Below are 24219 nucleotides of genomic sequence, written 5' to 3' on the forward strand. Positions count from 1 at the left end.
CCTACCTCTTGATCAGTTGTGTGAGTTCTTCGGCGACCAGCGCGCGCAGTTCGGCCCGCAGCACGTCCAGTCCGGGATCCGACGACCGGTTGGCAGTCGGGTATGGCCGGCGGGGCGTGACAGGCGCACCGTGACGGTCATTGGAGGCGCGCGGATACTCCGGCACCGGTCCGGCCGGTGAGTGCCACGGATTGATCCCCGCGAAATTGCCCATCGGCACGGCGGAATCGCTGTTGTAGGCGATGCGGGCCCAGTTGATCAGGTTCTGCGGTTGCAGGTTCTCCCCGATCGAGCTGCGCCCGACGAACCCGGTGCCGATCGTCATCGACGGCGCCAGGTTGGTCTCCAGCCCGGAGCTGCCGGTGCTGTTGCCCACGTTGACCGACACCCGCAACACCGGTACCTGGGCGGCGAAATCGGCGATCACCGACGGATTTTCGCTGTGGATCGCCGCCGAGTGACCGGCCCCGCCGATCCGCACCACTGCCCGGGCGGCGCGGGTACCACGTGCGGCGTCGGCCGCGGTGGTCATGCCGAGCACCGGGGACAGCTTCTCGTGGGCCAGCATCTCCTCGGAGATCACGTCGTTGAACGGCGCGATCAGCACCCGGGTCTTGGGGGTGACCCGCAGGCCGGCCTGCCCCGCGATCCAGGCGGCATCACGGCCCACCACGTCGGTGTTGAGGTGGCCGTCGGCGAACATGTAGGCCCGCAGGCGCCGTGCGCCGTCCTCGTCGAGGATGTGCGCCCCGGCACGGGTCAGTGCGCCGTTGAGCTTGCCCGCGATCGCGTCCTCGGCGATGAGGACGGATTCGTTGGTGCACAGCACCGAGTTGTCGAAGGCCTTGCTGTCCACGATGCGCTTGGCCGCGGCGTTGATGTCCGCGCTGGCCTCGACGAACACCGGGACATTGCCGGGGCCGACACCGAGTGCGGGGTTGCCGGAGGAGTACGCCGCACGCACGACGCCGGTGCCCCCGGTCGCCACGATGACGTCGGTGCGCTCGTCGGCCATCAGCGCCTGAACCAGCGGGATGGACGGTTCCTCGACCACCTGGACGATGCCGTCCGGTAAGCCGGCGGCCACCGCGGCCTCGGCAAGCAGCCGGGCCGCGTCGCCCGAGCACTGCTTGGCCCGCGGGTGCGGAGCGACGACGACGGCGTTGCGGGTCATCAGCGCCAGGATCACCTTGAAGTACACCGTGGCAACGGGATTGGTGGTCGGCGTCAATGCCAGCACCACGCCCGCCGGCCTAGGCAGCTCGACGATCTTGCGGGCCTCGTCGACGCGTGGCGACACGTAGTCCTCGCCCCGGTAGTAGTCGACGATCCCGCGTGAGCAGGCCCGGTTCTTGGTGACCTTGTCGGCCACCACACCCATCCCGGTCTCGGCCACCGCCTCGGCGGCGAACCGTTCGGCTGCGCCGTAGGCGGCGTCGGCCACCGCATTGACGATGTTGTTCACCGCCGCCGCGTCGTAATCGGCGTAGGCAGCCGCGGCCCAACCGGCCCGTTCCAGCATGTGGCCGGCCTGTGCGGTACTGGTCATGATGCTTTACGTCCTCTCACGACGGTCTCGGCCCTGGCCACCGCGACGGCGAGGCGGTCCAGGACGTCCTCGCAGAGCTCGCGCGAGAGCAGGAGACCCGGTTTGAACTGCAGGACACGGGGATCCAGCGTCGAGAAGATCGCCCACACCCCGTTCTCGTAGAGTTCCCGCATCACGAACTTGGCGCCTTCGGGGTGGTCGAACTCCAGGCCGATCACCACACCGTTCTGGCGAATACCGACGAACCAGTCCGGGTGGTCGGCCTGGATGCGCTGCAGCCCGTGGTCGAAGATGTCGGCGATGTAGTGGACCATCGAGCGCACTTCGGGGCGGGTGGAGATCTCGAGCGTCTTCAGCGCGGCGACACAGCCCAGCTCGGCGCCGCCGAAGGTGGAGATGTGGCCGAAGCCGTCCTCGTCGAGCCACTTCGCGGCGCGATCGCTGAGCAGGGCCGCGGTGATCGGGTACATGCCTCCGGACAGGCCCTTGCCGGTCACCAGGATGTCGGGCTCGATGCCGTGTTTGGTGATGCACCACAGCTCACCGGTGCGCATCAGGCCGGTCTGCACCTCGTCGGCGATGTACAGGGTGCCGTGCTTCTCGGTGATGGCCTTGACGGCTTCCAGGTAACCCGGTGCGGGAAGCGGGAATCCGTAGGTGGCCGGGATGGTCTCCATGATCACCGCGGCGACATCGCCGGGGGCCAGCACCCGTTCCATCGCTTCGATGTCGTTGAACGGCACCTGGAGGAACTCGTCGGGCTGGTCGGCCAGGAAGAACTTGGCGAACCGGTCGTCGCCGGTGGCCACGGCCAGGCCGGTGTGGCCGTGGTAGGCCTTGACGATCGAGACGATCTTGCGGCGTTTGGTCGCGTGCCGGGCGCTCTTGAGCGCGATGTCGATCGCCTCACCGCCTCCGGACCCATAGGCCACCTTCTTGATCGACGCGGGCGCGGTCTCGACGAGGCGCTGCGCCAGGGCGGTGCGGGCCACCGACGGGAAGTGGTGGTTGCCGACGTCGAAATGCTCCATGCCCTCGGTGATCGCCTGCATCACTTCGGGATTGCGGTGACCGAGGTTGTAGGTCCCACCGTTGAGATGCAGATCGATCAGGCGGCGGCCGCCCATATCCCACAGGAAATATCCCTCGCGGCGGTCGATCACCAGATCGACACCGGTGTCAGTCCAGAACTGTGTCTTGTCTGGATTCCAGAACGTCTTCGCCTTATCCAGCACTTCGGCTTTGGATTCGAACGTGAACGTGCCGTAGTCGTACATGCGGCTCCCTCTCCAGCTATCCGGTAGCTGTGATGGCCCTCACCGTAAACGGTCGCAACCATTTGTGTCAATGGTTGCGGAAAGTGCTTGCCAATCGGTTTTGGTCGTGCCAATATGCCTTAGGTTCGCACTGTGGCCCAGGCCACATCGAGCATCCACTGTTACCTGGAAGGTATCCCGCTAGATGACCGATCAAGTTGTCGCTCAGAGCGAAAATGCAGCTCAAGACGTCCAGAGACTGAAACGCAACGCCGTCGGCACCGTCGGCGTGATCTTCATGGCGGTAGCGACCGCCGCCCCGATCACGGCAATGGTCGGCAATGTGCCGATCGCCGTTGGCTTCGGAAATGGTTCACATGCGCCGGCCGGCTACATCGTCGCAACCGTTGTCCTCGGTCTCTTCGCCGTCGGCTACGCGACCATGGCCAAGCACATCACCACCACGGGCGCGTTCTACGGCTACATCTCCCACGGCTTGGGCCGCATCGTCGGGATGGCCAGCGGCGGACTGATCACCATGGCCTATGTGGTGTTCGAGGCCTCGCTGATCGGGATCTTCTCGTTCTTCTTCCAGAACTTCATGCAATCCCAACTGGGTATCCACATCCACTGGATCATCCCGGCGCTGCTGATGCTGACGGTCAACGCGATCCTGACCTACTTCGACGTCAACCTGACCGCGAAGGTACTCGGTGTATTCCTGGTCACCGAGATCGTCATGCTCGCACTCGGCGCCGTGGCGGTGCTGGTCAAGGGCGGCGGTCCGCAGGGTTTCGCGGTCGCCGAGACCATCAACCCCATCGGTGCGTTCTCCCCGGCTGCCGGAATCGCCGGTGCCAGTGCCGGTTTGGGCCTGTTCTTCGCCTTCTGGTCGTGGGTCGGCTTCGAGTCGACCGCGATGTACGGCGAGGAGTCGCGCAACCCCAAGAAGATCATTCCCCGGGCCACCATGCTGAGCGTCCTGGGCGTCGGTCTGTTCTACGTGTTCGTGTCCTGGATGGCGATCGCAGGCACCGGGCCGCAGCACGCGGTGGAACTCGCGCAGGATTCCGCGACCTCGTCGGAGATCTTCTTCGGCCCGGTGCGTAGCGCCTACGGCGAGTGGGCGATCACGGTGTTCAACATCCTGCTGGTCACCGGGTCGTTCGCCTGCGGCATGGCGTTCCACAACTGCGCGTCGCGCTACCTGTACGCGCTGGGCCGCGAAGGCCTGTCCAAGAGTCTGCAGAAGACCATCGGCGCAACGCATCCCACGCACGGTTCTCCGCACATCGCCTCATTCGTGCAGAGCGGGATCACCCTGGTGATCATCCTGGCCTTCCTGCTCGCCGGGATGGACCCCTATGTGCACATGTACACGCTGCTCGCGATCCTGGGCACCATGGCGATTCTGATCGTGCAGTCGCTGTGCGCGTTCTCGGTGATCAGCTACTTCCACATCCGCAAGAACCACCCGGTGTCCAAGCACTGGTTCAAGACACTGATCGCCCCCGGCCTCGGTGGGCTCGGCATGCTCTACGTCGTGTACCTGCTGTGGGAGCACAAGGACGCGGCGGCGGGCACCGCTTCCGGCACCCTGCTGTTCAAGCTGACGCCGTGGATCGTGGTGGGCATCTTCGTCCTGGGCGCGGGCATGGCCACCTACTTCAAGCTGCGCGATCCGCGCCGCTACGAGTTGATCGGCCGGATCGTGTTCGAGGACAACGTTGTTCGAGACTGAACAGTTGAAGGCCGTATTCATCAGCGACTGGGTCAGCGACCAGGCCGGTAGATGGATTCCTTCGAACGTCTCCTGCTGAAATTCGTCCTCGCGTGGGCTCCCTACGGGGGTCCGCGCGAGGACGACGTCTGGCTCGAGTTCGGCATGACCGCTGAACAGTTGTGCGTCCGGTTCGCCGGGATCGTCGCGGGTCAGGTGCCCAGGGCCAAAGCCTTGTCGGCTGCCGACCGCGGCTTGTTGGAACGCGCCTGCCGCTACCTGCGGCACCAGCGGGAATCAGGCAAACGCCGCGCGTAGATTCGCGACCTGGCTGGCCATGAAGGCCTGTGCCACCGGTGTTTTCGCGGCGATCTGATCGAACCCGTGGAACGCCCCGTACACCTGTTCGACCTGGCATTCCACCCCGGCGGCGCGCAGGCGCTCGGCGTAGGCCATGTCTTCGTCGTGGAACAGGTCCAACGTGCCCACACCGATCCACGCCGGCGGCAGCCCTGCCAGATCTTCACGACGGCCGGGTACCGCGGTGGCGGGATCAGCGCCTCCGAGATAGGCCGACCAGCCGAACTGGTTGCTGCCCTGCGTCCACAACCGGTGACCGGGGTTCTCCAGCTCCGGGCCCACGGAGCGGTCGTCGAGCATCGGATACACGAGTATCTGTGCGGCAAGGGGTATCTCACCGCGATCACGGGCGAGCAGAGCAAGGGCGGCGGCCAGTCCGCCGCCCGCGCTGGCGCCTGCGACAGCGACCCGTGATGGGTCGACCGCGGGAAGTGCCGCGAGCCATTTCAGCGCCTGGTAGCAGTCCTCCAGCCCGGCCGGGTAGGGGTTCTGCGGCGCGAGCCGATACTTGACCGCTGCCACCGTGATGCCGAGTTCCCTGGCGAAGCGTCGGCACAGGGCGTCGTCCTGCGCCGGGCTGCCCAGCACATAGCCGCCGCCGTGGATCCACAGCAGGGCCGGTGCCGGTTCGGTGACCCCGGCGGGCCGGAACAGTCGCACGCCGACACCCGAGCTGAGCGTCAGGACCTCGACATCCTTGGGTGTCTGCCGGTTCTGCAGCACCGTCAGCCGCTGCAGCAGCGGCAGCGTGCGCCTGGACACCAGCCGACGTGGGATGAAGCGGGCGATGCGTTCGAGGTCCGGATGGAAGCTGGGCCGGCCGTCTGTGGTCGCAGTCACAATGTCCGTTCTACCGCGCGTCCCGACCTGGCCGGCATCCAGCCCCGCGATTTCCGCGGGCGTCGAGCGCACGGCCGGTGGTAGGAGCAGGTCAGGCGGGTCGCGAACGCTGATCTAGTTGCCGACGCCGCCGGCTTTCGTGACTGCTGCCAGGTAGGTGTCACCGCGATCGACGGACACGTCGTGCCACGACCCGGAGGTGTAGAGGTCCTCGGTCGGACCGATGCCATCGGTGGGCAGCGCTGCCGCGGCAACGGCATGTGCCTTGAAGGCTCGGGCCAGGCCGGTGAGTCGATACTGGAACCGCCGAACGCGACCGTCGATCTCGCCGGGGACCGAACCCCAGGTGGTGACCTCGGCAGTGTTGCCCTCCAGAACACGCAGCACCTCGGTGCGGAGTGTTTCGTCGTGGTCGAAGGCCGTGGACGGGAAGGCGACCGTCGCGATGTCTCCGGGCTGGCCGATGGCGTCGAGCTGCTGGCCGATCACCACCGTCGTGACGCCGAGGATCTGCAGCGGGCGCACATCGCACGGTGCGTCGACTGACACGGTGACGTCCCAGCCGGCGTGGATCCGATCGCAGATCCAGCCGCCCGCCGAGGTGACGAGCTCTCCGACATCGGAGGCGGTGACGTGCAGGCGGTAGCGGGTGAAGCGATCGGCGGAGCGCCGAATGCGCTGATGTCCCATGGTTCTTCAGCTCCTACGGATCTGTCGCAGCGAGGTGTGCACCGCTGAGTCGTGCCGGATCATGGATGCCTTCTCGAATCAGGGCGCCGTAGCGTAACGGCTATATGGCGGTTTATCGGTTGTAGTACAAGGGATCACATGCTGTGGCTCCTCGGAGCTTGACGAGTATCATAAAGCTAGTGATGAAAAACACAAGAGTGGTGAACTCATGGTTCTGCGCTCGAGCCAACTTACGATGAGACGATGACGGCACCCCAGAGCCCTCTTCGGGCAGGCCGACGTCCCAACCGGCGCGGCGAGTCGTCGCGCAAACACATCCTCGACGTTGCGCTGCAACAGTTGGCGAGCGGCGGGCCCGACGCGGTCAGCGTCAAGATGATCGCCAAGGAAGCAAAGGTCACCTGGGGGACCGTTCAGTACCAGTTCGGCGACGCCGACGGGTTCTGGGCCGCGACGATTCTGCACATTCTGGATACCGCCGGGCCGGACGTCTGGGCGCACCCGTCTGCCGGGTCGGTGGAGGAGCGGGTCGCCGAGATCATCGACCTCTTGTGGAATGCCTACGCCTCTCCGTACAACGCGGCCCTGTCGAATCTGCGTGCGGCGCTGGCCAAAGACCGCGCTGAACTCGAGCGGAACTATCCGCGCACCGCAAGCGCGTTGGATGTCCTCGAGGATGCCTTGATCAAACAGTTCGGTGAGTTCTTCGACGGCGTCAGCGTCGACCCCCGTCGTGCCCGCCAAGTGAGCGCATTGCTGCCCGCGGCACTGAGGGGTCTGCACGCCGAGCGTGCGTTCGGCCCCCGCGCCGACATCGACGACGCGCTGGCGGGCCTCCGCGCGGCGATCACGCTCTACATGGCCCCGCCCCCGGCACAACGCCCGGGGGCGCGTCGTAAGACGTAGGGGAAGTCCTACTTCAGCAGCGGATCGCGGGGCAGGCCCAGGATGCGTTCGGCAATGGTGTTGCGGGTGATCTCGGACGTTCCGCCGGCGATCGTCATGGCCCGGTTGCCGAGATAGGCGCGGGTCAGTTTCGACGTCTCGCCGGTCACCCCGGCCGTCCCGACCAGATCCATACCCAGTTCGGTCAGATGCTGAGAATGCTCGGCGACCAGCAGCTTGGTGACGTTGCCCTCGGGCCCGGGCTCGGTGCCCGCGATGGCGCGGCTGACCCGGCGCAGGTTCAGCAGCCGCAGGGTGTGGCCCACGGCGATCACCTCACCGGCCTGACGTACGTAGCGGGCCCCGTCGGGATCCGCGTCGATCAGGGCCACCAGCTCGTCGGCGTCGAATCCCGTCGGAGCGGCCGAACCGCCGCCGATGGAGATGCGCTCGTTGCCCAGGGTGGCGCGAGCGACCAGCCAACCCTTGTTCACATCGCCGACCACATCGGCGTCCGGGACGAACACATCGTCGAAGAACACCTCGTTGAAGTGGGCGTCGCCGGTCAGCCCGCGCAACGGATTCACCGTCACCCCAGGGGCTTTCATGTCGATCGCCATCATGGTGACACCGGCGTGCTTGGGGGCGTCGGGGTCGGTGCGCACCGTGGCCAGGCCCCACTGGCAGTGCTGGGCCAGGCTGGTCCACACCTTCTGGCCGGTGACCCGCCAGCCGCCGTCGACCTTCTTGGCCGCGGTGCGCACCGCGGCCGCATCCGAACCGGCGCCCGGCTCGGAGAACAGCTGGCACCACATGACCTGCCCGCGCAGCACGGGCTCCACCCAGCGTTCGCGCTGATCTTCGGTGCCGGCCTGGGCGATGGTCAGGGTCACCCAACCGGTGATGCCCATGTCTGCCCGCTCGACGTCGGTGAACTCCTCCTCGATCACCAACTGCTCCAACACATTCGCGGCCCGGCCCCACGGCTTGGGCCAGTGCGGCACCAGATAGCCGGAATCCACCAGGTAGTCGCGGCGCTTGTCCTCGGACAGTGCGTGCACCGCGGCCGCCGCGTCCCTGGCGTCCTGGCGGTACTGCTCGGCCTCTTCGGGTAGCGCGAACGACGCCCCGTGCGCCTGCCCGCTGCGTTGCCCGTCGACGACGTCGATCAGGGGGTCGGCACCGTCGCCGAGCACCGCGGCCAGGGTCCGGGCGCGGCGCAGGTACAGGTGCGCGTCGTGTTCCCAGGTGAATGCGATGCCGCCGTGGAGTTGAACGTTGGTCTGCGCACAGAAGATCTGGGCCCGGATGGCATGGGCGGCGGCCACCGCGGCGGCGAACCGGGCGCCCTCGAGGTTGTCGGCACGGGCGGCGTCCCATACCGCGGCGGTGGTCTGTTCCGCGTCGACGAGCATGTTGGCCGCGTGGTGCTTGACGGCCTGGAAGGTGCCGATGGTGCGGCCGAACTGTTCGCGCACCTTCGCGTACTCGACGGCCATGTCGAGTGCGGCCCAGGACACGCCCACCGCCTCCGCCGAGCCGAGGATGCGGAACACCGTGCGCGCCTCACGCGCTGCGCCGCGCAGGATCCGGCTCTCGTCGACCGCCACCGCGCGCAGGTCGACAGCACCGATGCTGCGGGTGGGGTCCAGGGAATCCTGTGCGGTGACGGTGATCCCGTCGGCCGTGGCATCCAGCACGACGAGGTCGTCGCCGGCGGCGAGCACGAGCACGTGGGCGTCGGGTGCGCCCAGCACCGCGCGCGCCTGGCCGCCCAGGAGGCCGTCGGCGCCGATGCTCACGGAACCGGCCAGCCCGAGCGCCGCCACCGTCGTACCGTCGGCGAGGCCCGGAAGAAGTTCGGCCCGAACGGCGTCCGGGGCGTAGCGGTCGATGACCACCGAAGCCGACACGGTCGGCAGGAACGGACCCGGGCACAGCTCCCGGCCGGCGATCTCGGCGACCACCGCCAGTTCGGGCAGCCCGAATCCGGAGCCGCCGTATTCCTCGGAGATGGCCAGTCCGTTCCAGCCGAGTTCGGCGCCGGCGGACCAGATCTCACTGTTGTAGGTGCCGGCCTTCTCCAGCGTGGCGCGGGCGGCTGCGCGGCTGTCGAGGCGTTTCAGCTGCCCGAACGTCGCGTCGGCGAGGTCCTGGTGCTCTTCGGTGATGGCCAGCGCAGACTTAGTCATGTTTAGCGAAGCTAACGGGGGTTTCGCGGGACGTCGACGTGATGCAGGTCACATTTGTGCGCCAGGTGAACAAGTCGGCGAAGTTGTCCCGTCCGTCAATCCCCAGCGGGGTACGCTCGCGCAATGACGGCACGACCGGATAACCGGTACCCCGCACCGACGCTCGCTGATCGAGCAAAATGGTTGCTGCATGCCAAGCCCGCCGACCACATGCTGGCACTTAGCGTGGCGTCGGCTTCGCTACCGGTGGTGGGTAAGCACCTGGAACCGCTCGGCGCCATCACGGCGATGAGCGTGTGGGGGTTCCGCCACCTGCCCGACTTCGTCACCTCCTCGGCGAAGTCTTGGTTCACCCCGGACAACGGCCAACTTCGCAATGCCGAGCGGGAGCAGACCAACGCGGTCGCCCAGGAGGCACTGCGCGGCGTCGTCTCGCCCGCTGACCTGGCCATCGACTGGCCGGCCCCGGACAGCATGCCGCCGCTGTGGCACACCCTGGAGTATCGGCGCGACGTGTACCGAACCTCGGTGCGCTACGGCGACGACCCGTCCCAGCTGCTCGATGTGTGGCGGCCCAAGCACCTGCCCGCCGAGCCGGCGCCGGTGCTGCTGTTCGTGCCCGGCGGTGCCTGGGTGCACGGCGGCCGGATCCTGCAGGGCTATGCGCTGTTGTCACATCTGGCCCGGCAGGGCTGGGTGTGTCTGTCGATCGACTACCGGGTGGCCCCGCATCACCGATGGCCGCGGCACATCGACGACGTCAAGGCCGCGATCGCGTGGGCCCGGGCCAACGTCGACAAGTTCGGCGGCGACCGCAACTTCGTTGCCATCGCGGGCTGCTCGGCCGGCGGGCACCTGGCCGCACTGGCCGGGCTCACCCCGAACGACCCGGATCTGCAGGGGGATCTGCCGGAGGGGTCCGACACCAGCGTCGACGCCGTGGTCGGCATCTACGGGCGGTACGACTGGGAGGACCGCTCCACCGAGGAGCGGGTCCGGTTCGTCGACTTCCTGGAACGAATCGTGGTGGGCCGCAAGCTCGACCGCCATCCGGAGATCTACCGGCAGGCTTCACCGATCGCACAGATCCATCCCGACGCTCCGCCGTTCCTGGTCATCCACGGCACCGGTGACAGCGTCATCCCGGTGGCGCAGGCCCGCAGCTTCGTCGACAAGCTCAAGGCCGTGTCGCGAGCCGTCGTCAGCTACATTGAGCTGCCCGGCGCCGGACACGCGTTCGACATGACCGACGGGGCCAGAACCGGGGCGATGGCCACCGCAATCGGGTTGTTCCTCAACCAGATTCACCGAAACCGGGCGATGGACGAGGCTAAAGCAGTCATATAGACGTTTCCACACCTGGGGAGGACACCGTGAAGCGGTTGAGTGGGTGGGACGCGTTCCTGCTTTATACAGAGACACCCAACGTGCACATGCACACGTTGAAGATCGCGGTCATCGCTCTTGATGGCATGGGGGACCGGACTTTCGGGATCGACGAGTTCCGGGAGGTGATCCGCGGACGGCTGCACAAGCTCGACCCGTTCCGCTACCAGCTCGTCGACATCCCCTTCAAGTTCCACCACCCGATGTGGCGCGAGAACTGCGACGTCGACCTCGAGTACCACGTCCGGCCGTGGCGGGTCCGCGCACCGGGTGGACGCCGTGAACTCGACGAGGCCATCGGCGACATCGGCAGCACCCAGCTGGACCGCAGCCGGCCGTTGTGGGAGATGTACTTCGTCGAGGGCCTGGCCGATGGGCGTATCGCCGTGGTCGGCAAGATCCACCACGCGCTGGCGGACGGGGTCGCCTCGGCGAATCTGCTGGCCAGGGGGATGGACCTGCGCGACGGCCCGCAGCGTGACGACGAGTCGTACGTCCCCGACCCCGCGCCGAGCAGCACCGAGCTGGTGCGCTCGGCGTTTGCCGATCACATGCGCCAGCTCGGCAGATTGCCCGGGACCGTGCGCTACACGACCCAGGGGGTCGGACGGGTGCGACGCAGCAGCCGCAAGCTGTCGCCGGAGCTGACCCGCCCCTTCACCCCGCCGCCCAGCTTCATGAACCACATCCTGGACGAGAAGCGCCTGTTCGCCACGGCCACACTGGCATTGGCCGATGTCAAGGAGACCAGCAAGGCACTTGGCGTCACCATCAACGATCTGGTGTTGGCCATGTCGTCGGGGGTGCTGCGCAAGTTGTCCCTCAAGTACGACGGCAAGGCCGACCATCCGTTGCTTGCCTCGGTGCCGATGAGCTTCGACTTCTCGCCGGACCGGATCTCGGGCAACCGGTTCAGCGGCGTGCTGGTGGCTTTGCCGGTGGACGTCGCCGACACCGCCGAGCGGGTGCAGCGCGCACACGACGCCGCCGCGCTGGCCAAGGAAAGCCACCAACTCATCGGTCCGGAACTGATCGCGCGCTGGGCCGCATACATGCCGCCGGCTCCGGTCGAGGCGGCGTTCAAATGGTTGTCCCACAAGGATGGCCAGAACAAGGTGCTCAACCTCAACATCTCCAACGTGCCGGGGCCGCGGGAACGCGGCAAGGTCGGCGGGGCCACCGTCACCGAGATCTACTCGGTCGGTCCGATCACCACCGGCAGCGGGCTCAACATCACGGTGTGGAGCTATGTGGACCAGCTCAACATCTCGGTGCTCTCCGACGACGCCACGGTCGACGATCCCCACGAGGTCACCGACGGCATGGTCGAGGAATTCCGCGAGATCCGCAGGGTGGCAGGGCTTTCAGAGAAACTGACGGTCGTGGAGTCCGCGATGCCGCAGTAGCCGCGCTCCGCGAGCGACCGTGTCTGCACGCAACACGCCGTGAATCTGCGAACATTTGCGGTCGCTCGCGAGGCCTCGCAGTCAGTCTGACTTCGCGCGACCAACAGGCTGGGCCGAGGCGAGGAGAAACTCGGCCAGCTTGGCGCTGGCGGGTCCGAGCCGCGACTGCTCGGCCGATGCCAGGTAGATCTCCCACACGATCGCCGGCCGTATCTCGATGGCGCGCAGGTCCGGATAGTGGGCCGCTTCACTGGTCGGCATGATGATGGTGCCCAGCCCGTGTCGGACCAGGCGCCCGGCGATCGAATACTCGAGGGCTACCTCGTGGGACACCCGCGGCGCAACGCCTGCGGCGGTGAACGCGGCATCGACGAGGCGTCTGAGCCCGAATTCGGGCGGGAAGCCGATCAGGTCCTCGTCGCAGAGCTCGGTGACCTCGACGGCGTCGCGGTGGGCAAGGGGATGATCGCTGCGGCAGACGAACACCATCGGCTCCTGGCACAGCAACTGCATCTCGACCCGGGTGGGGAACCGGTCGGGGGCAGATATCAGGGCCAGGTCGAGCGATCCGTCGGCGATCGCCGAAAGGTATGCCAGAGAACCAATTTGGCTCTGCCGCAACCTGATGCGGACGAATGGATAGTCGCGGTGGAAGTCGCCGAGCACCTTCGGTACGTCCAGTGTGCCGAACGAGATCAGTGATCCGAGATCGACCGTTCCCGTCAGCTCCCCGTGGTACGCGCTCACCGCGTCCTTGGCCAGTCGCGCGGTCTGGACCACTTGCCGGGCGTGCTCACGGAACAACTCTCCCGCGGGGGTGATTCTGATCTGGTGTTTGGAGCGGTCGAACAGCTCCACTCCGAGTTCCTTCTCCAATTTCGCCACCGCCGTGGACAGCGCCGACTGGACGACGTGCGTCTGGTTCGCGGCGCGGGAGAAGCTCATCTCACTGGCGACCGCGATGAAGTACTCAAGCTGGCGAAGTTCCATCCTCAAAGTATCGCGTTTCGCGATAGAGATGATCAACATTGTTCGTTGGACTTGATAGAGCCGCGTTGGTCTGATGGAAGGGCGAAGGTTCGAACGAAGGAATGAACAATGCTGGCTGCAGGCAATGTCACGGTCACCGATCTGCTGTGCGTCACCCCACCGTGGATTCCCGAGGGTGCACATGCGATGACCCAGATCGTCGAGATCCCGCCCGCCGACGAGGGGGTGCAACCGCATCGCCACTCCGGACCTGTTTTCGGCTATGTCCTGGAGGGTTCGATCCTGTTCGAGCTGGAGGGTGAGGCGCCCAGGAAAATTGTTGCGGGCGAGGCTTTTTGGGAGCCAGGCGGGGATGTGGTCCACTACCAGGTCGCGAATCTGGAACAACACGACCGCAGCGTGTTCCTGGCGGTCTGCCTCTGTGCGCCGGGCGTCGACATGATCACCATGCTGGATCCCGACGAGATCGTGGCCCGCGACCATCTTCGTCACCCGAGCGCGCGTCAAACCAAGAGTCATTGACCGAGAAACGAGGAGACAACCGTGCAAGCAGTAATCACCAGCGACCGCGCGGCGGGTTTCGCCGGACTGTCGCTGTCTGAGGTGCCATATCCGCACGCGGCCGAGAACGACGTCATCGTCCGGGTGCACGCGGCGGCGTTCACCCCCGGCGAGCTCGACTGGCCGGGAACATGGACGGATCGCGCCGGCCGTGACAGGACGCCGACGGTGCCGGGCCACGAAGTGTCTGGAACGGTCGTCGAACTCGGCTACGGCACAACGGGTCTGACGATAGGTCAGCGGGTTTTCGGCATCACCGACTGGGCTCGTAACGGCACGCTCGCCGAATATGTTGCGGTCGAGGCGCGCAATCTGGCGCCACTGTCGGCCGATGTCGACCACACCGTCGCGGCGGCACTCCCGATCTCGGGCCTGACGGCCTGGCAGGGTTTGTTCGACCACGGGCACCTCGAGACCGGGCAGACCGTGCTGATCCACGGCGTGGCCGGCGCTGTCGGATCGATCGCGGCGCAGTTGGCGCACGCACGCGGAGCCCGGGTGATCGGTACCGGGCGAGCCGCGCAGCGGGACGCCGCACTCGAACTGGGTGTCGACGTGTTCGTTGATCTCGAACCGGGGTGGCCCGAGCTCGTCGGCCAGGTCGACGTGGTCTTCGATGTCCTCGGCGGGGAGATCCTGGATCGCTCGGCGCAGTTGGTGCGGCCCGGCGGCACCCTGGTCACCATCGCGGAACCACCGCGGGTCCAGCCGGCGGACGCTCGAGCGGTCTTCTTCGTCGTCGAGCCCGACCGGATGCAACTCGCCGTGCTGGAGCGCAAACTGCGCAGGGGCCGACTGCGGCCGCCCGCCGGCGCGGTGATTCCGCTCGCGGAAGCGGTGTCGGCATTCGACCCGGCGCACCGCGTCGCGGGCAAGACGATCATCAGGGTCGTTGAAGGTGCCTAGAGGTGCGGGCCCCTGTGGGTGTGGCTAGTTCGAAGTCTCACTCACCAGGCTGAGGTAGCGCATCACGGCCGGCGGGCTCAACTCGACAGCAACGGGTTTCGACATCTGGCCGGCTTGTACCGCGGCCTTGAGGTTCGACTTGGCGGTCTCGATGTCGGTGTCGATCTCGTAGAGCGTGATGAACGACTCGCCGTCGGTCTGCCAGCGCCGTGCTGATACGAAACCTTCGACGCGCAGCATTTCTGGGATGTGGGTGCGGTCGTGCCAGCGGTGGTAATCCTCGACCAGATTGGATGAGGCGGGCTTGCTCTCGACAAACAGCAGCGACTTGGTCATGGTTGGACTCCTATTGAATCGGTTCGTCGCCGAGCACTGTGGTGCGCAGCATGTGGCGCGGTGAATTGGGTTCGTAGGGCGCGGCGCGGTGGAGGACACCCTGGTTGTCCCAGATGACGGTGTCGCCGACCGACCACTTGTGGCTGTACACCTTGTCTGCAGTGGTGGCGTGGGCGAGGAGTTCGGCGAGCAGGGCGCGTCCTTCGTCGCGATCCATGCCGACGATGTAGTCCGCCGATGCACCCAATACCAACGACTTTCGGCCGTTACGGTGCGTCCACACCAGGGGGTTCTCGTGGGTCGGCCGGGCCTGCCAACGGCTCAGCTGATCGGCGGTCGGGTCCGGGTAGACACGGCGCTGGGAGGCCTCCAGCGAATGGACCACCCGTAGCGTGCTGTAGCGTTCCTTCTCTGCCTCGTCGAGCGAGTCGTAGGCCGCGTAGGTATTGGCGAACTCGGTCTCGCCTCCCCTCGCGGCAACTTCCAGGGCCGACAGCACCGTGGCCTTCTGCGGGCATTCGTCGTGCATCGGAGTGCAGCCGTCGATATGCCAGTCGAAGGTGGCCTTGAGGTATTCGGCGGCCTTGTTCTTCGTCTTGTCCAGGGTGATCGGGTAGATCCCCGAGACCGGGTGGTGGCCGTCGGCCGAGCGGTCGATCTCACCCAGCCGCTGCGAGAACGCCACCTGGGCTTCGGGATTCAGGTGCAGGCCGTGGAATACCAGCACCCCGTTGTCCTCGAGGGCGTCCAGTACCGCGGCACCCAGGCTGTCGTCGGTGCCCAGGCGTTCCGGGTCGACGCCGACAACCTCGGCGCCCACCGAAGTGGTCAGCTTGTTGATGGTCAACACACTCATCGGTGCGTCCTTTCGGTGTTCGGTTGCTGCGTTCGGTGGCGGTTACGGCCGTGGTTCGCCGGTGCGGATCATCACGGCATCAGCGGAGTCGGTCGGGGCCGGTTGGTGCATGATCTCCACCGCCATGGCGACCATGATCAGCGAATAGATCAGGTGCAGCAGGTTGAGCGCATCGTCGGGAATGTCGTCGAGCGAAAACTTGTCGCAGTACTCGATCGCCTCTTCGACGCGCGGGAAGAACGCGTCGTAGAACTGGTGCATCTCCGGCATGGTGCTGGCCAGGCGACGATCCCACCGTTCGGTCTCCGTTGGCAGACACCAGATTTCGGCGTAGGGCTCCAGCTCGGCGAAGGCGCTGGGGAGTCGCGGGGAGTCCGTGGGCGCCATGCTCACGCTCCCGCCGGCGCGCGGTCGCGCTGATAGGCCTCGACCCAGTCAACCGACATCTTGTGGAGGTGCCGCACCAGGATCTCCTGATCGTTGAGCGGGAAGTCGTCGATCACGTCGTACTCGAGCGCGGCCTGGGTGCCGCCCAGCATGCCGGCGTCCTGCAGGGCGAATTCTTTGAGCACCACGGAGGCCACCTCGTGCTCGATGCGTTCCCGCACCGTGCGGGCCGGGTGGAAGTAGGTGAACGCCTCGAACCGGTGGGTGTTGTGCGAGGTCGGCCAGTAGCGGTAGAGCAGGTACCAGCCGCCGTAGATCAGGATCTCCAGGTTGGGGAAGATCTGAAAGTTGCTGATGCCCCACGGCTCGATGTTGCCGGGGTTGAGTCCGTGCATCGGCAACTCACCGATGTCGGGGGTCCGCCATGGTCCCACCAGGCCGCTCTCGGTGGCCCGCTCGATGGGGTACATGTACTCCGGCGCCAGCAGCCAGCGTCGGGTCCCGGCCGTCGAGACGAGCCGGTGCGGACCGTCGAGCTGAAAGTGCCCGCAGGTGAATCCGGCGTTGGGGTCCCGTACCTCCGGCGGTATCTGCTGGGTGTGCAGCGACGGCACGTGGTAGTACTCCTGGAAGGCGTCGGCGAAGATCTTCCAGTTGCTGTTGTTGTGCGCCACCCAGTCGTATCGCTCGGTGAGTTTGCCGAACGGATAGTCGTCGAGTGCGGTGACCATGGGTCCGAGGAACTCGCGCAGGCTTTGGCGCGGTTCGCGGTCGAAGTTGACGAACACGAAGCCGGCCCAGACATCGCAGTGCACTTCGACCAGTCCGTAGTCGCCGGTGTCCAGGCCGGTGAAGCGGTCCCCGTCGGGCAGCGATATCAGTTTTCCGTCGAGGCCATAGCGCCATCCGCAGTGCCGGCATTCGAATGCGGTTCCGGTGCTTCGTAATTCGGTAGCGCGGAAGTCTGCCGGCACCACGGTGTGCCCGCGTCTGCGGCACAGGTTGTGGAAGGCGCGGATATCGCCGTCGTCGCCTTTCACCAGGAGTAGCGAGGCGTCGGCGGCTTCGATCTGGCGGGTGATGTAACTGCCGACGCCGGGAGTTTCCTCGACCCGGCTGATGTTGAGCCAGGCGCGCTTGAAGATGGCCTCCCGCTCGAGAGCGTAAAACTCCGGAGATATGGAGTCCCGGAATGGGATCGGTCCGGTCCCCAGGTCGGGGTAGTGCTCGGTCCAGGATCCCTCAACTGGCTTGGGCCACTTGGTTGCCATGTGAACCTCCGTGTGACTGGTACATTTTGGGACTGCTGCGGGGTCTGGCCACCGCTACATCACTGCGCCGCCGTTCACCCCGAGGGTCTGCCCGGTGATGAAGCCGGCCTCCTCGGAGCACAGGAACCCCACGGCGGCAGCGATATCCGCTCCGGTGCCCAGGCGGCCGAGCGGGATGTTGGCGGCGATCGTCTCATTGGGCGGCAGGTACCCTGCGGCTTGCGACTGGTGCTGCATCGGGGTCTCGATACCCGATGGCGGAATGTTGTTGACCGTGATGCCGTGCGCGGCGTACTCGCGGGCCAACGATTTCGTCAGGGTCAGCAGGGCACCCTTGGAGGCGGCGTAGTGGGCCGCGAACGGTGTACCGCGCTGCGCGCTGGATGAGGAGATCATCACGATGCGGCCCCACCCGGCGTCGACCATGTCCGGCAGGGCCACCTGACAGCAGCGGAACGTCCCGCTCAGGTTCACCTCGAGCATCTGCGCCCAGGACTGCTCGGTGATGTCGGCGAACGAGGCGTACCCGAACATCCCCGCACTGGTCACCAAGATGCCGACCGGTCCGAGTTCGCTGCGGACCTTGCCGAAGGCCTCTTCCACCGCGGCGCGGTCGGTGATGTCGGCACCGACGGCGAAGGCGGTGACGCCGGCCGACCGCAGGTCGTCGGTGACACGTTGAGCCGCATCAGCATTCACGTCGAGCACGGCGACCTGATGGCCGCGGCGGCCCAACTCGTGGCAGGTCGCTTCACCCATGCCCGATGCCCCGCCGGTCACCACGGCCACCTTGTTCATTCGTAAACCACCTTCACTGTGCGGCTGGTAGGGAGTGCCTGGCAGGTCACTACCCAGCCTTCGGCGACCTCGTCGTCGTCGAGGGCGTCGTTGTTGAGCATGCATGCACTGCCCTCGACCACTTGAGCCATACATGTTCCGCACGAACCGGTTTCACAGGACGCCGGAGCCTTCAGCCCGGCCAGCCGTGCGGTCTGCAGCAAGGTGTTGCCGGCGCGGTAGGGCGCGGTGACGGTGCTGCGGCCGAGTTCGATCGTGACCTCTTCGGTGACCGCTGGTTCGGCCGGGTCGGGAGGCGGGATCGCCGCGACGCTGAACCGCTCCAGATGCACCTGTTTTTTGGGGATCCCGGCGTCGAGCAAGACGCGTTCGACGGTGTCCATGAACGGGGCGGGTCCGCAGACGTAATAGTCGGTGGAGGCGTGACCGCCGGCACTGCCGATGAAGTCCGCGATGCGTTGCGGCGAGACGACGCCGTCGAGGTCATCGAGATGGTGGTGCACCTCAAGGCGCCTGGTGTGGGTGTCGGTGAGGTCGGTCAACGCCTCCCGGAAGATCACCGAGTCGAGATTGCGGTTGGCGTAGAACAGCCGAGCCTTACGGGTGGTGGCGGCCAGTGCCGAATGCACCAAGGAGAACACCGGGGTGATACCGCTGCCGCCGGCGAAGGTGACCACGTCGTGCTCGGTGGCGGTGAGGACGAAGCGCCCCTCGGGCGGCGCGACGTGCAGTTCGTCACCGACGCGCACTGAGTCGTTGATCCAGTTGGAGACCAGGCCGTCGCGATCACGCTTGACGGTGATCCGCAGATCGGGATCGACGGCCGGTGACGACGACATCGAGTAGCACCGGCGATGTTCGGCGTCGTCGATCGCGACCCGCAGAGTGACGAATTGCCCTGCCAGATAACGGAACCGGTCCTTGCTCGGCTCGGGAACGTCGAGGACCAGGGACACCGCGTCGGGGGTCTCCCGGATCACCTGCTTGACCCGCAGCGGGGTGAACCCGTCGGCGTCGATCACGTCGGCGGATTCCATGCGTGGCGTTGTCGATGTCTCCATCGTGGCCAACAATATCAAGTACTTGTCATTAATCTCAAGTGCTAGATATCAACGGCAGTGTGGGGGCGAGGCCGAACTACGGTAGGAGCGCTGAGGCTGTACGTCAGTACCACCATTTCGCCTGTTCGGCGCACCTCGATTACCTGTCGGTAAGTCTGAGGCTCTAGGCTGCGGTCTGACGCTCGCGGTGATTGTGCCGCTCTACCTGCCGCACACACTCCGAGGACACCTTGATGGCGATCGCCGATGTTCCCGCCTATCTGCATCTCAGCAGTGAGGATGTCGAAGAGATCGCCTATGAACTCGAGGTCATCCGCCGTGACGTCGAGGAGTCGCTCGGAGCGGCCGACGCGGCCTACATCCGTCGGGTCATCCATTTTCAGCGAGCACTCGATGTCGCGGCGCGCCTGATGATCGCCGGCAGTCGGTCGAAGACCGGCTGGTTGGTGGGAACGTGCGCGCTGGCCTATGCGAAGTCCATCGAGAACATGGAACTCGGCCACAACATCTCCCATGGTCAGTGGGATTGGATGAACGACCCCGAAATCCACTCCAACACCTGGGAGTGGGACATGGTCGGGCATTCCGCGCAGTGGCGGTACTCGCACAACTACCGGCACCACGTCTACAGCAATGTGCTCGGCATGGACGAGGACATCGGCTACCGCCTGCATCGGGTCACCACCGACCAGCCGTGGCGCTGGGTCCATCTGGCGACCCCGGTGCGAAACCTGGTGCTGGCGGCGATGTTCGAGTGGGGTATCGCCCTGCATGGCCTGCACTCCGAGCGTCTGCGGCACGAGACGCCAGACGGCCTCGCCGTGGAGAAGCGGAACTTTCGCGACAAGATCGTTCGGCAGCTCGCCAAGGACTATGTGTTCCTGCCCGCCCTGAGCCTGCGCCGGTGGCGCCGGACTCTGGCAGCCAACATCACCGCGAATGTGCTCCGGAACCTGTGGGTGTACGTGAACATCATCTGCGGACACATCCCCGACGGCGCCGAGACGTTCGATCCGGCGGTGGTCAAGGACGAGACCAAAGGCGAGTGGTACCTCCGGCAAATGCTGGGGACCGCAAACTTCAACGCGAGCTCGCTGCTGGCGATCTCGGGCGGTCACCTGTGCTACCAGATCGAGCATCACCTGTTCCCCGACCTGCCGAGCAACCGCCTCCCGCAGATCAGTGTTCGTGTACGGGAACTGTGCGAGAAGTACGACCTGCCCTACAACACGGCATCGCTTCCGCGCCAGTACTTCCGGACACAACGGATCATCCACGGGTTGGCGTTTCCCGACTGGCTACTGAACATCGTCCGGCGACACCGCACATAGGCGATCGCCCCGTCGGGAGACGGAGATTTCATGGGTCGATGTGATCGGAGTGCGGCGTGTGGCCCGTACCCTGCTCGATCACGCGGCGGAGGAGTGCCTTCAACTGCTCCTGCTCCTCGTCACTGAGCACGCCGAACACCCGCTCATGGGCCGCGACGGCATCGGCGACCACGGCCGAGGCCACCGCCCGGCCTTCATCGGTGAGGAAGACCTGCAGAATGCGCCCGTGCTGGGGGTCCTGTTTGCGTTCGACCAGGCCCCGCTTCTCCAACGCGGTGAGTGCGAGTTGCACGCCCTGCGGGGTGATCAGCAGCCGACGGGCCAACTCGGCGCCGGACAGGCCCGGTTGGTTGGTCAACTGGCGCAGGACACCGATCTGGGCAGTGGTGACCCCGTGCTCCTTGACCGACTCGTTGACCTCGGTGAGCGAGAAATAGAACGCCTGTTTGAGCCACCACAGGGTGTTCTCGGTCAGATCCATCCTCGTTCTCCTGCCACACGCCTCACCTCGACGCTAGCGCACCGCTTCCTTGTAGATGACTCCGTCCTTCATCACGAACCGGACATCGAGCGTCGTCGCGATGTCCACGCCGGGATCGCCCGCAACGGCGATGACGTCGGCCAGGTAGCCCGGGGCCAGCCGGCCCAGTTCGTCGGCGGCGTCGACCAACTCCGCGGACACCACCGTCGCGGCCTGCAACGCCTGCATCGGGGTCATGCCGCGTTCGACGAGTGCACACAATTCCCTGGCGTTCTCGCCGTGCGGGACGGCGGGCGCGTCGGTGCCGCAGGCGATGCGGACTCCGGCCGCAATGGCCTTGGGCAGCATGGATTTCGCCCGGGGAAACACTTCGAGTGCCTTCTTGCGCAGCTCCGGCGCGATCCGGTCGATGGCCATCGCATCGGTCAGATACGTGGTGGACACCAGGAAGGTGCCATGGTCGACCATCATCTGGATCGTCTCGTCGCTGGCCAGGAATCCGTGCTCGATGCAGTCGATACCGGCCCGGATACAAGCCTGGATGGCGGTATCCCCGACGGCATGGGCGGCGACCTTGACACCGGCGCGGTGCGCCTCGTCGGCGATCGCGGCGAACTCGGCATCGGAGTACTGCTGGGCGCCCGGCGCCGTGCTGTGCGACATCACCCCACCGGAGGCCGACACCTTGATCAGCTTGGCGCCGTGGCGGATCTGGTAGCGCACACACGCGATGACGTCCGGCACCCCGTTGGCGATGCCCTCGGCGACCGACAGCGGCATGATCCCCGGCGCCAACCGCTGGAACACCGTGGGATCGAGGTGTCCACCGTAGGGGGTGACGGCGTGGCCGGCCGGATAGATGCGCGGGCCCTGATGCCAACCCTGGTCGATGGCACGCTGAAGGGCCACGTCGAGCAGGTAACCGCCGGTCTTGACCATCAGGCCCAGGTTCCGGACCGTGGTGAACCCGGCATCGAGCGTGGTGCGGGCGTTGACCGCGCCACGCAGCGTCCGATAGGCCGGGTCATCCTGCACGCCGTGCATCGGGGTCGGCAGCCCGCCGGGGTTGCCCGGTCCGCCGATCAGCAGGTTGAGTTCCATGTCCATCAACCCGGGCAGCAGTGTGACGTCGCCCAGATCGATGACGGTGGCCGAATCAGGTAGCGGTCCTTCGGGATTGACCGAGGAGATCCGGTTTCCCTCGATGACCACAACCGCCGGGGACCGGACCTGGCCACCGGTGACGTCCACCCAACGGGCGGCACGCAGGACCGTCGTCGCGGTGTCAGCCCCGGTTTCGGTCCGGCTCACGGAATCGGCTCGGCGACGCAGTCCAGCGATGTCGCACCGGAATCGGGCACCCGTGGCTGTTTCCAGCACTCCACCGGAAAGGAGACCGTCACCATCGAGTACAGCAGGTGCATCAGGTTGAGCACGTCCTCTGGCATGTCGTCGAGACCGAACTTGTCGCAGAAGCTGATCGCTTCCTCGGCCCGCGGCGTGATCGCGTCGTAGAACGCCTGCATCTCGGCCATGGTGCTGTCCAACCGCTTGCCGTAGCGCTGCGGCTCACTGGACAGGCACCAGTCCGAAAACTGTTCGAGGTCGGCGAATTCGGCCGGCAGTTTGGTGCTCATCGGTTCACACCCCCGCGGCCTTGCGCTGGTAGTCGTCGATCCATGCCGCGGTCTCCTTGTGTAGGTGCCGAAGCAGGATCTCCTGATCGCAGAGCAGGAACTCGTCGACCACCCGGGTCTCGATCGAGCTCTGGGTGGCTTCCAGGGTGTTGGCGTCCTGCAGGCCGTACTCCTTGAAGGAAACCGCGGCCAATTCCTGGCCCAACCGCTCCCGTGGTGTCCGCGGCTGCGGGAAGTACAACGTGCATTCGAAGGTGTGGGTGTTGAACGAGGTCGGCCAGTAGTGGTAGGTCAGATACCAGCCCTGGCCCCAGAACAAGACGACGAAGTTGGGGAACAACTGGAACGAGTCCAACCCCCACGGATCGCATTTGGCCGGGTTGAGACCGACCGGCATGTCGCCGAGATCCGGGGCCTCCCATGGTCCGAAAAGTCCGCTCTGGCAGATGTCTTCGATGGGCTTGCGCATCTCGTCGGCCATCTCCCAGGCCCGCACGCCGGATGTGCTCACCAACCGGTGCGGCCCTTCGATCCGGTAGTGCGGTGCCTCGAACCCTGATTCAGCGGCAGCCTTCGAGTAGGCGGTGGGGGACTGGTTCGCGTGCAATATGGGTGCGTGGTAGAACTCCTGGAAGGCGTCCATGTAGAGCTTCCAATTCGCCTTCACCTCAGAGCGATAGGTGAACCGCGAGGTCATCTTGTCGAACGGGTAGCCCTCCAGATCGGTGATCATCGGGCCCAGGAATTCACGCAGAGATTGCTCTGGGACCTTGGCGAAGTTGACGAAGATGAACCCTTCCCACACCTCGCAGTGCACGGGAACCAGGCCGTAACGGCTCTTGTCCAGGTCGAAGAACTCAGACTCCTGCTGGACGAAGGTGAGCTCGCCGTCCAGGTCGTAACGCCAGGCGTGGTACTTGCAGGTGAACTGCCGGCACACCCCGCTGGTCTCCTCCAGCGGCATGTCATCCCACACCAGCTTGTTACCCCGGTGGCGGCAGACGTTGTGGAAGGCCTTGACCTCTCCGGACTTGCCGCGGACCACGATGATCGAGGTGTTGGCGGCCTTCATCTCCCGGGTGAAGTAGCTCCCCTTGCGTGAAAGCTGTTCGACCCGTCCGACATTCAGCCAGGCGCGTTTGAAGATCGCCTTGCGCTCGAGTTCGTAGATCTCCGGGCTGATCGAGTCTTCATACGACACCGGGCCGGTGCCGAGTTCCGGGTAGTGCTGAGTCCAGCTGCCTTCAGCCGGTTTGGGAAACCGAGCCATGCTCGCTCCTGTCAGATGTGATTCGACCGACGATGCCGACCCGTGGCTGT

At 65.9% G+C, this 24219-nt stretch carries 24 protein-coding genes; 8 read left to right on the top strand and 16 right to left on the bottom strand.

Going from position 1 to position 24219, the window contains the following annotated elements; all coding sequences use genetic code 11:
* Window position 1: 1 nt before the first annotated feature.
* Window positions 2–1549 (bottom strand): aldehyde dehydrogenase family protein, encoded by a 1548-nt coding sequence (locus TX88_RS03260; protein WP_044514631.1) that lies wholly within the window; start codon window positions 1547–1549, stop codon window positions 2–4.
* Window positions 1546–2826: a class-III pyridoxal-phosphate-dependent aminotransferase gene (locus tag TX88_RS03265; RefSeq protein WP_044514633.1), complete on the bottom strand. Its 1281-nt coding sequence runs from the start codon at window positions 2824–2826 to the stop codon at window positions 1546–1548. Before TX88_RS03265 ends, TX88_RS03260 begins: the two co-directional genes overlap by 4 nt.
* Before the next feature lie 184 nt (window positions 2827–3010).
* Between TX88_RS03265 and TX88_RS03270 the strand changes: the two genes are divergently transcribed.
* Both TX88_RS03270 and TX88_RS03275 read left to right on the top strand, forming a co-directional pair.
* Window positions 3011–4546: an APC family permease gene (locus TX88_RS03270; RefSeq protein ID WP_044514634.1), complete on the top strand. Its 1536-nt coding sequence runs from the start codon at window positions 3011–3013 to the stop codon at window positions 4544–4546.
* Window positions 4547–4597: 51 nt separating this feature from the next.
* Window positions 4598–4843, top strand: a complete 246-nt coding sequence (locus TX88_RS03275) for a hypothetical protein (RefSeq protein ID WP_044514636.1) — start codon at window positions 4598–4600, stop codon at window positions 4841–4843.
* Here TX88_RS03275 and TX88_RS03280 read toward each other — a convergent pair.
* Together TX88_RS03280 and TX88_RS03285 are read right to left on the bottom strand one after the other, a co-directional pair.
* Entirely contained in the window at window positions 4823–5725 is a 903-nt protein-coding gene (locus TX88_RS03280; protein WP_044519042.1) for an alpha/beta hydrolase, read from the bottom strand. The genes TX88_RS03275 and TX88_RS03280 overlap by 21 nt on opposite strands.
* 114 nt (window positions 5726–5839) lie before the next feature.
* The gene (locus tag TX88_RS03285) at window positions 5840–6415 is read right to left on the bottom strand and encodes a hypothetical protein (RefSeq protein ID WP_049924821.1); all 576 of its coding nucleotides are present in this window, start codon (window positions 6413–6415) and stop codon (window positions 5840–5842) included.
* Window positions 6416–6658: 243 nt separating this feature from the next.
* Between TX88_RS03285 and TX88_RS03290 the strand changes: the two genes are divergently transcribed.
* Entirely contained in the window at window positions 6659–7321 is a 663-nt protein-coding gene (locus TX88_RS03290) for a TetR/AcrR family transcriptional regulator (protein WP_044514637.1), read from the top strand.
* A gap of 8 nt (window positions 7322–7329) precedes the next feature.
* Here TX88_RS03290 and TX88_RS03295 read toward each other — a convergent pair whose 3' ends face one another.
* On the bottom strand, window positions 7330–9492 hold the full coding sequence (locus TX88_RS03295; RefSeq protein ID WP_044514639.1) for an acyl-CoA dehydrogenase family protein: 2163 nt from the start codon (window positions 9490–9492) through the stop codon (window positions 7330–7332).
* A gap of 123 nt (window positions 9493–9615) precedes the next feature.
* Between TX88_RS03295 and TX88_RS03300 the strand changes: the two genes are divergently transcribed.
* Both TX88_RS03300 and TX88_RS03305 read left to right on the top strand, forming a co-directional pair.
* Window positions 9616–10839, top strand: a complete 1224-nt coding sequence (locus TX88_RS03300; protein WP_044514640.1) for an alpha/beta hydrolase — start codon at window positions 9616–9618, stop codon at window positions 10837–10839.
* A 26-nt stretch (window positions 10840–10865) separates the two neighbouring features.
* Window positions 10866–12284: a WS/DGAT/MGAT family O-acyltransferase gene (locus tag TX88_RS03305; RefSeq protein WP_044514641.1), complete on the top strand. Its 1419-nt coding sequence runs from the start codon at window positions 10866–10868 to the stop codon at window positions 12282–12284.
* A gap of 81 nt (window positions 12285–12365) precedes the next feature.
* On the opposite strand, the gene TX88_RS03310 is transcribed toward TX88_RS03305, so the two are convergent.
* Entirely contained in the window at window positions 12366–13274 is a 909-nt protein-coding gene (locus TX88_RS03310; protein ID WP_044514643.1) for a LysR family transcriptional regulator, read from the bottom strand.
* A gap of 108 nt (window positions 13275–13382) precedes the next feature.
* On the opposite strand from TX88_RS03310, the gene TX88_RS03315 reads away from it, so the two are divergent.
* Window positions 13383–13796, top strand: a complete 414-nt coding sequence (locus tag TX88_RS03315) for a cupin domain-containing protein (protein WP_044514645.1) — start codon at window positions 13383–13385, stop codon at window positions 13794–13796.
* A gap of 21 nt (window positions 13797–13817) precedes the next feature.
* A complete protein-coding gene (locus TX88_RS03320) occupies window positions 13818–14741 on the top strand; it encodes an NADP-dependent oxidoreductase (protein WP_209446947.1) in 924 nt (307 codons plus the stop codon).
* A gap of 24 nt (window positions 14742–14765) precedes the next feature.
* Here the strand turns inward: TX88_RS03320 and TX88_RS03325 are convergent, their stop codons facing one another.
* From TX88_RS03325 to TX88_RS03350, 6 genes are read right to left on the bottom strand one after another with little or no spacing between them, the layout of a single operon-like run.
* Window positions 14766–15077 (bottom strand): hypothetical protein, encoded by a 312-nt coding sequence (locus TX88_RS03325; RefSeq protein ID WP_044514646.1) that lies wholly within the window; start codon window positions 15075–15077, stop codon window positions 14766–14768.
* A gap of 10 nt (window positions 15078–15087) precedes the next feature.
* On the bottom strand, window positions 15088–15933 hold the full coding sequence (locus tag TX88_RS03330; RefSeq protein WP_044514648.1) for a TauD/TfdA dioxygenase family protein: 846 nt from the start codon (window positions 15931–15933) through the stop codon (window positions 15088–15090).
* A 42-nt stretch (window positions 15934–15975) separates the two neighbouring features.
* Complete coding sequence (locus TX88_RS03335; protein WP_044514649.1) at window positions 15976–16320, bottom strand: hypothetical protein; 345 nt, start codon at window positions 16318–16320, stop codon at window positions 15976–15978.
* Between the two features lie 2 nt (window positions 16321–16322).
* Window positions 16323–17591 (bottom strand): aromatic ring-hydroxylating oxygenase subunit alpha, encoded by a 1269-nt coding sequence (locus TX88_RS03340; protein WP_044514650.1) that lies wholly within the window; start codon window positions 17589–17591, stop codon window positions 16323–16325.
* 54 nt (window positions 17592–17645) lie between these two features.
* Complete coding sequence (locus TX88_RS03345) at window positions 17646–18389, bottom strand: SDR family NAD(P)-dependent oxidoreductase (protein ID WP_044514652.1); 744 nt, start codon at window positions 18387–18389, stop codon at window positions 17646–17648.
* Entirely contained in the window at window positions 18386–19450 is a 1065-nt protein-coding gene (locus TX88_RS03350) for a ferredoxin--NADP reductase (protein ID WP_044514653.1), read from the bottom strand. The genes TX88_RS03345 and TX88_RS03350 overlap by 4 nt, the downstream gene beginning before the upstream one ends.
* Window positions 19451–19683: 233 nt before the next feature.
* On the opposite strand from TX88_RS03350, the gene TX88_RS03355 reads away from it, so the two are divergent.
* On the top strand, window positions 19684–20781 hold the full coding sequence (locus tag TX88_RS03355; protein WP_044514655.1) for a fatty acid desaturase family protein: 1098 nt from the start codon (window positions 19684–19686) through the stop codon (window positions 20779–20781).
* Window positions 20782–20809: 28 nt separating this feature from the next.
* Here TX88_RS03355 and TX88_RS03360 read toward each other — a convergent pair whose 3' ends face one another.
* Genes TX88_RS03360 through TX88_RS03375 form a run of 4 tightly spaced genes read right to left on the bottom strand, consistent with a single transcriptional unit; the run spans window position 20810 to window position 24169 of the window.
* Complete coding sequence (locus TX88_RS03360; RefSeq protein ID WP_044514656.1) at window positions 20810–21262, bottom strand: MarR family winged helix-turn-helix transcriptional regulator; 453 nt, start codon at window positions 21260–21262, stop codon at window positions 20810–20812.
* A 33-nt stretch (window positions 21263–21295) separates the two neighbouring features.
* The gene (locus TX88_RS03365; RefSeq protein WP_044514658.1) at window positions 21296–22573 is read right to left on the bottom strand and encodes a metal-dependent hydrolase family protein; all 1278 of its coding nucleotides are present in this window, start codon (window positions 22571–22573) and stop codon (window positions 21296–21298) included.
* Window positions 22570–22899 (bottom strand): hypothetical protein, encoded by a 330-nt coding sequence (locus TX88_RS03370; RefSeq protein WP_044514659.1) that lies wholly within the window; start codon window positions 22897–22899, stop codon window positions 22570–22572. The genes TX88_RS03365 and TX88_RS03370 overlap by 4 nt, the downstream gene beginning before the upstream one ends.
* Before the next feature lie 4 nt (window positions 22900–22903).
* Entirely contained in the window at window positions 22904–24169 is a 1266-nt protein-coding gene (locus TX88_RS03375) for an aromatic ring-hydroxylating oxygenase subunit alpha (RefSeq protein ID WP_044514661.1), read from the bottom strand.
* Window positions 24170–24219: the final 50 nt, after the last annotated feature.

The sequence above is a fragment of the Mycolicibacterium septicum DSM 44393 genome, from assembly GCF_000455325.1.
GTDB lineage: Bacteria > Actinomycetota > Actinomycetes > Mycobacteriales > Mycobacteriaceae > Mycobacterium > Mycobacterium septicum.

Coding starts and splice junctions, on each gene's coding strand:
- TX88_RS03260 (WP_044514631.1), bottom strand. CDS start 1,549: ATGACCAGTACCGCACAGGCCGGCCACATGCTGGAACGGGCCGGTTGG.
- TX88_RS03265 (WP_044514633.1), bottom strand. CDS start 2,826: ATGTACGACTACGGCACGTTCACGTTCGAATCCAAAGCCGAAGTGCTG.
- TX88_RS03270 (WP_044514634.1), top strand. CDS start 3,011: ATGACCGATCAAGTTGTCGCTCAGAGCGAAAATGCAGCTCAAGACGTC.
- TX88_RS03275 (WP_044514636.1), top strand. CDS start 4,598: ATGGATTCCTTCGAACGTCTCCTGCTGAAATTCGTCCTCGCGTGGGCT.
- TX88_RS03285 (WP_049924821.1), bottom strand. CDS start 6,415: ATGGGACATCAGCGCATTCGGCGCTCCGCCGATCGCTTCACCCGCTAC.
- TX88_RS03290 (WP_044514637.1), top strand. CDS start 6,659: ATGACGGCACCCCAGAGCCCTCTTCGGGCAGGCCGACGTCCCAACCGG.
- TX88_RS03295 (WP_044514639.1), bottom strand. CDS start 9,492: ATGACTAAGTCTGCGCTGGCCATCACCGAAGAGCACCAGGACCTCGCC.
- TX88_RS03300 (WP_044514640.1), top strand. CDS start 9,616: ATGACGGCACGACCGGATAACCGGTACCCCGCACCGACGCTCGCTGAT.
- TX88_RS03310 (WP_044514643.1), bottom strand. CDS start 13,274: ATGGAACTTCGCCAGCTTGAGTACTTCATCGCGGTCGCCAGTGAGATG.
- TX88_RS03315 (WP_044514645.1), top strand. CDS start 13,383: ATGCTGGCTGCAGGCAATGTCACGGTCACCGATCTGCTGTGCGTCACC.
- TX88_RS03325 (WP_044514646.1), bottom strand. CDS start 15,077: ATGACCAAGTCGCTGCTGTTTGTCGAGAGCAAGCCCGCCTCATCCAAT.
- TX88_RS03330 (WP_044514648.1), bottom strand. CDS start 15,933: ATGAGTGTGTTGACCATCAACAAGCTGACCACTTCGGTGGGCGCCGAG.
- TX88_RS03335 (WP_044514649.1), bottom strand. CDS start 16,320: ATGGCGCCCACGGACTCCCCGCGACTCCCCAGCGCCTTCGCCGAGCTG.
- TX88_RS03340 (WP_044514650.1), bottom strand. CDS start 17,591: ATGGCAACCAAGTGGCCCAAGCCAGTTGAGGGATCCTGGACCGAGCAC.
- TX88_RS03345 (WP_044514652.1), bottom strand. CDS start 18,389: ATGAACAAGGTGGCCGTGGTGACCGGCGGGGCATCGGGCATGGGTGAA.
- TX88_RS03350 (WP_044514653.1), bottom strand. CDS start 19,450: ATGGAGACATCGACAACGCCACGCATGGAATCCGCCGACGTGATCGAC.
- TX88_RS03355 (WP_044514655.1), top strand. CDS start 19,684: ATGGCGATCGCCGATGTTCCCGCCTATCTGCATCTCAGCAGTGAGGAT.
- TX88_RS03360 (WP_044514656.1), bottom strand. CDS start 21,262: ATGGATCTGACCGAGAACACCCTGTGGTGGCTCAAACAGGCGTTCTAT.
- TX88_RS03370 (WP_044514659.1), bottom strand. CDS start 22,899: ATGAGCACCAAACTGCCGGCCGAATTCGCCGACCTCGAACAGTTTTCG.
- TX88_RS03375 (WP_044514661.1), bottom strand. CDS start 24,169: ATGGCTCGGTTTCCCAAACCGGCTGAAGGCAGCTGGACTCAGCACTAC.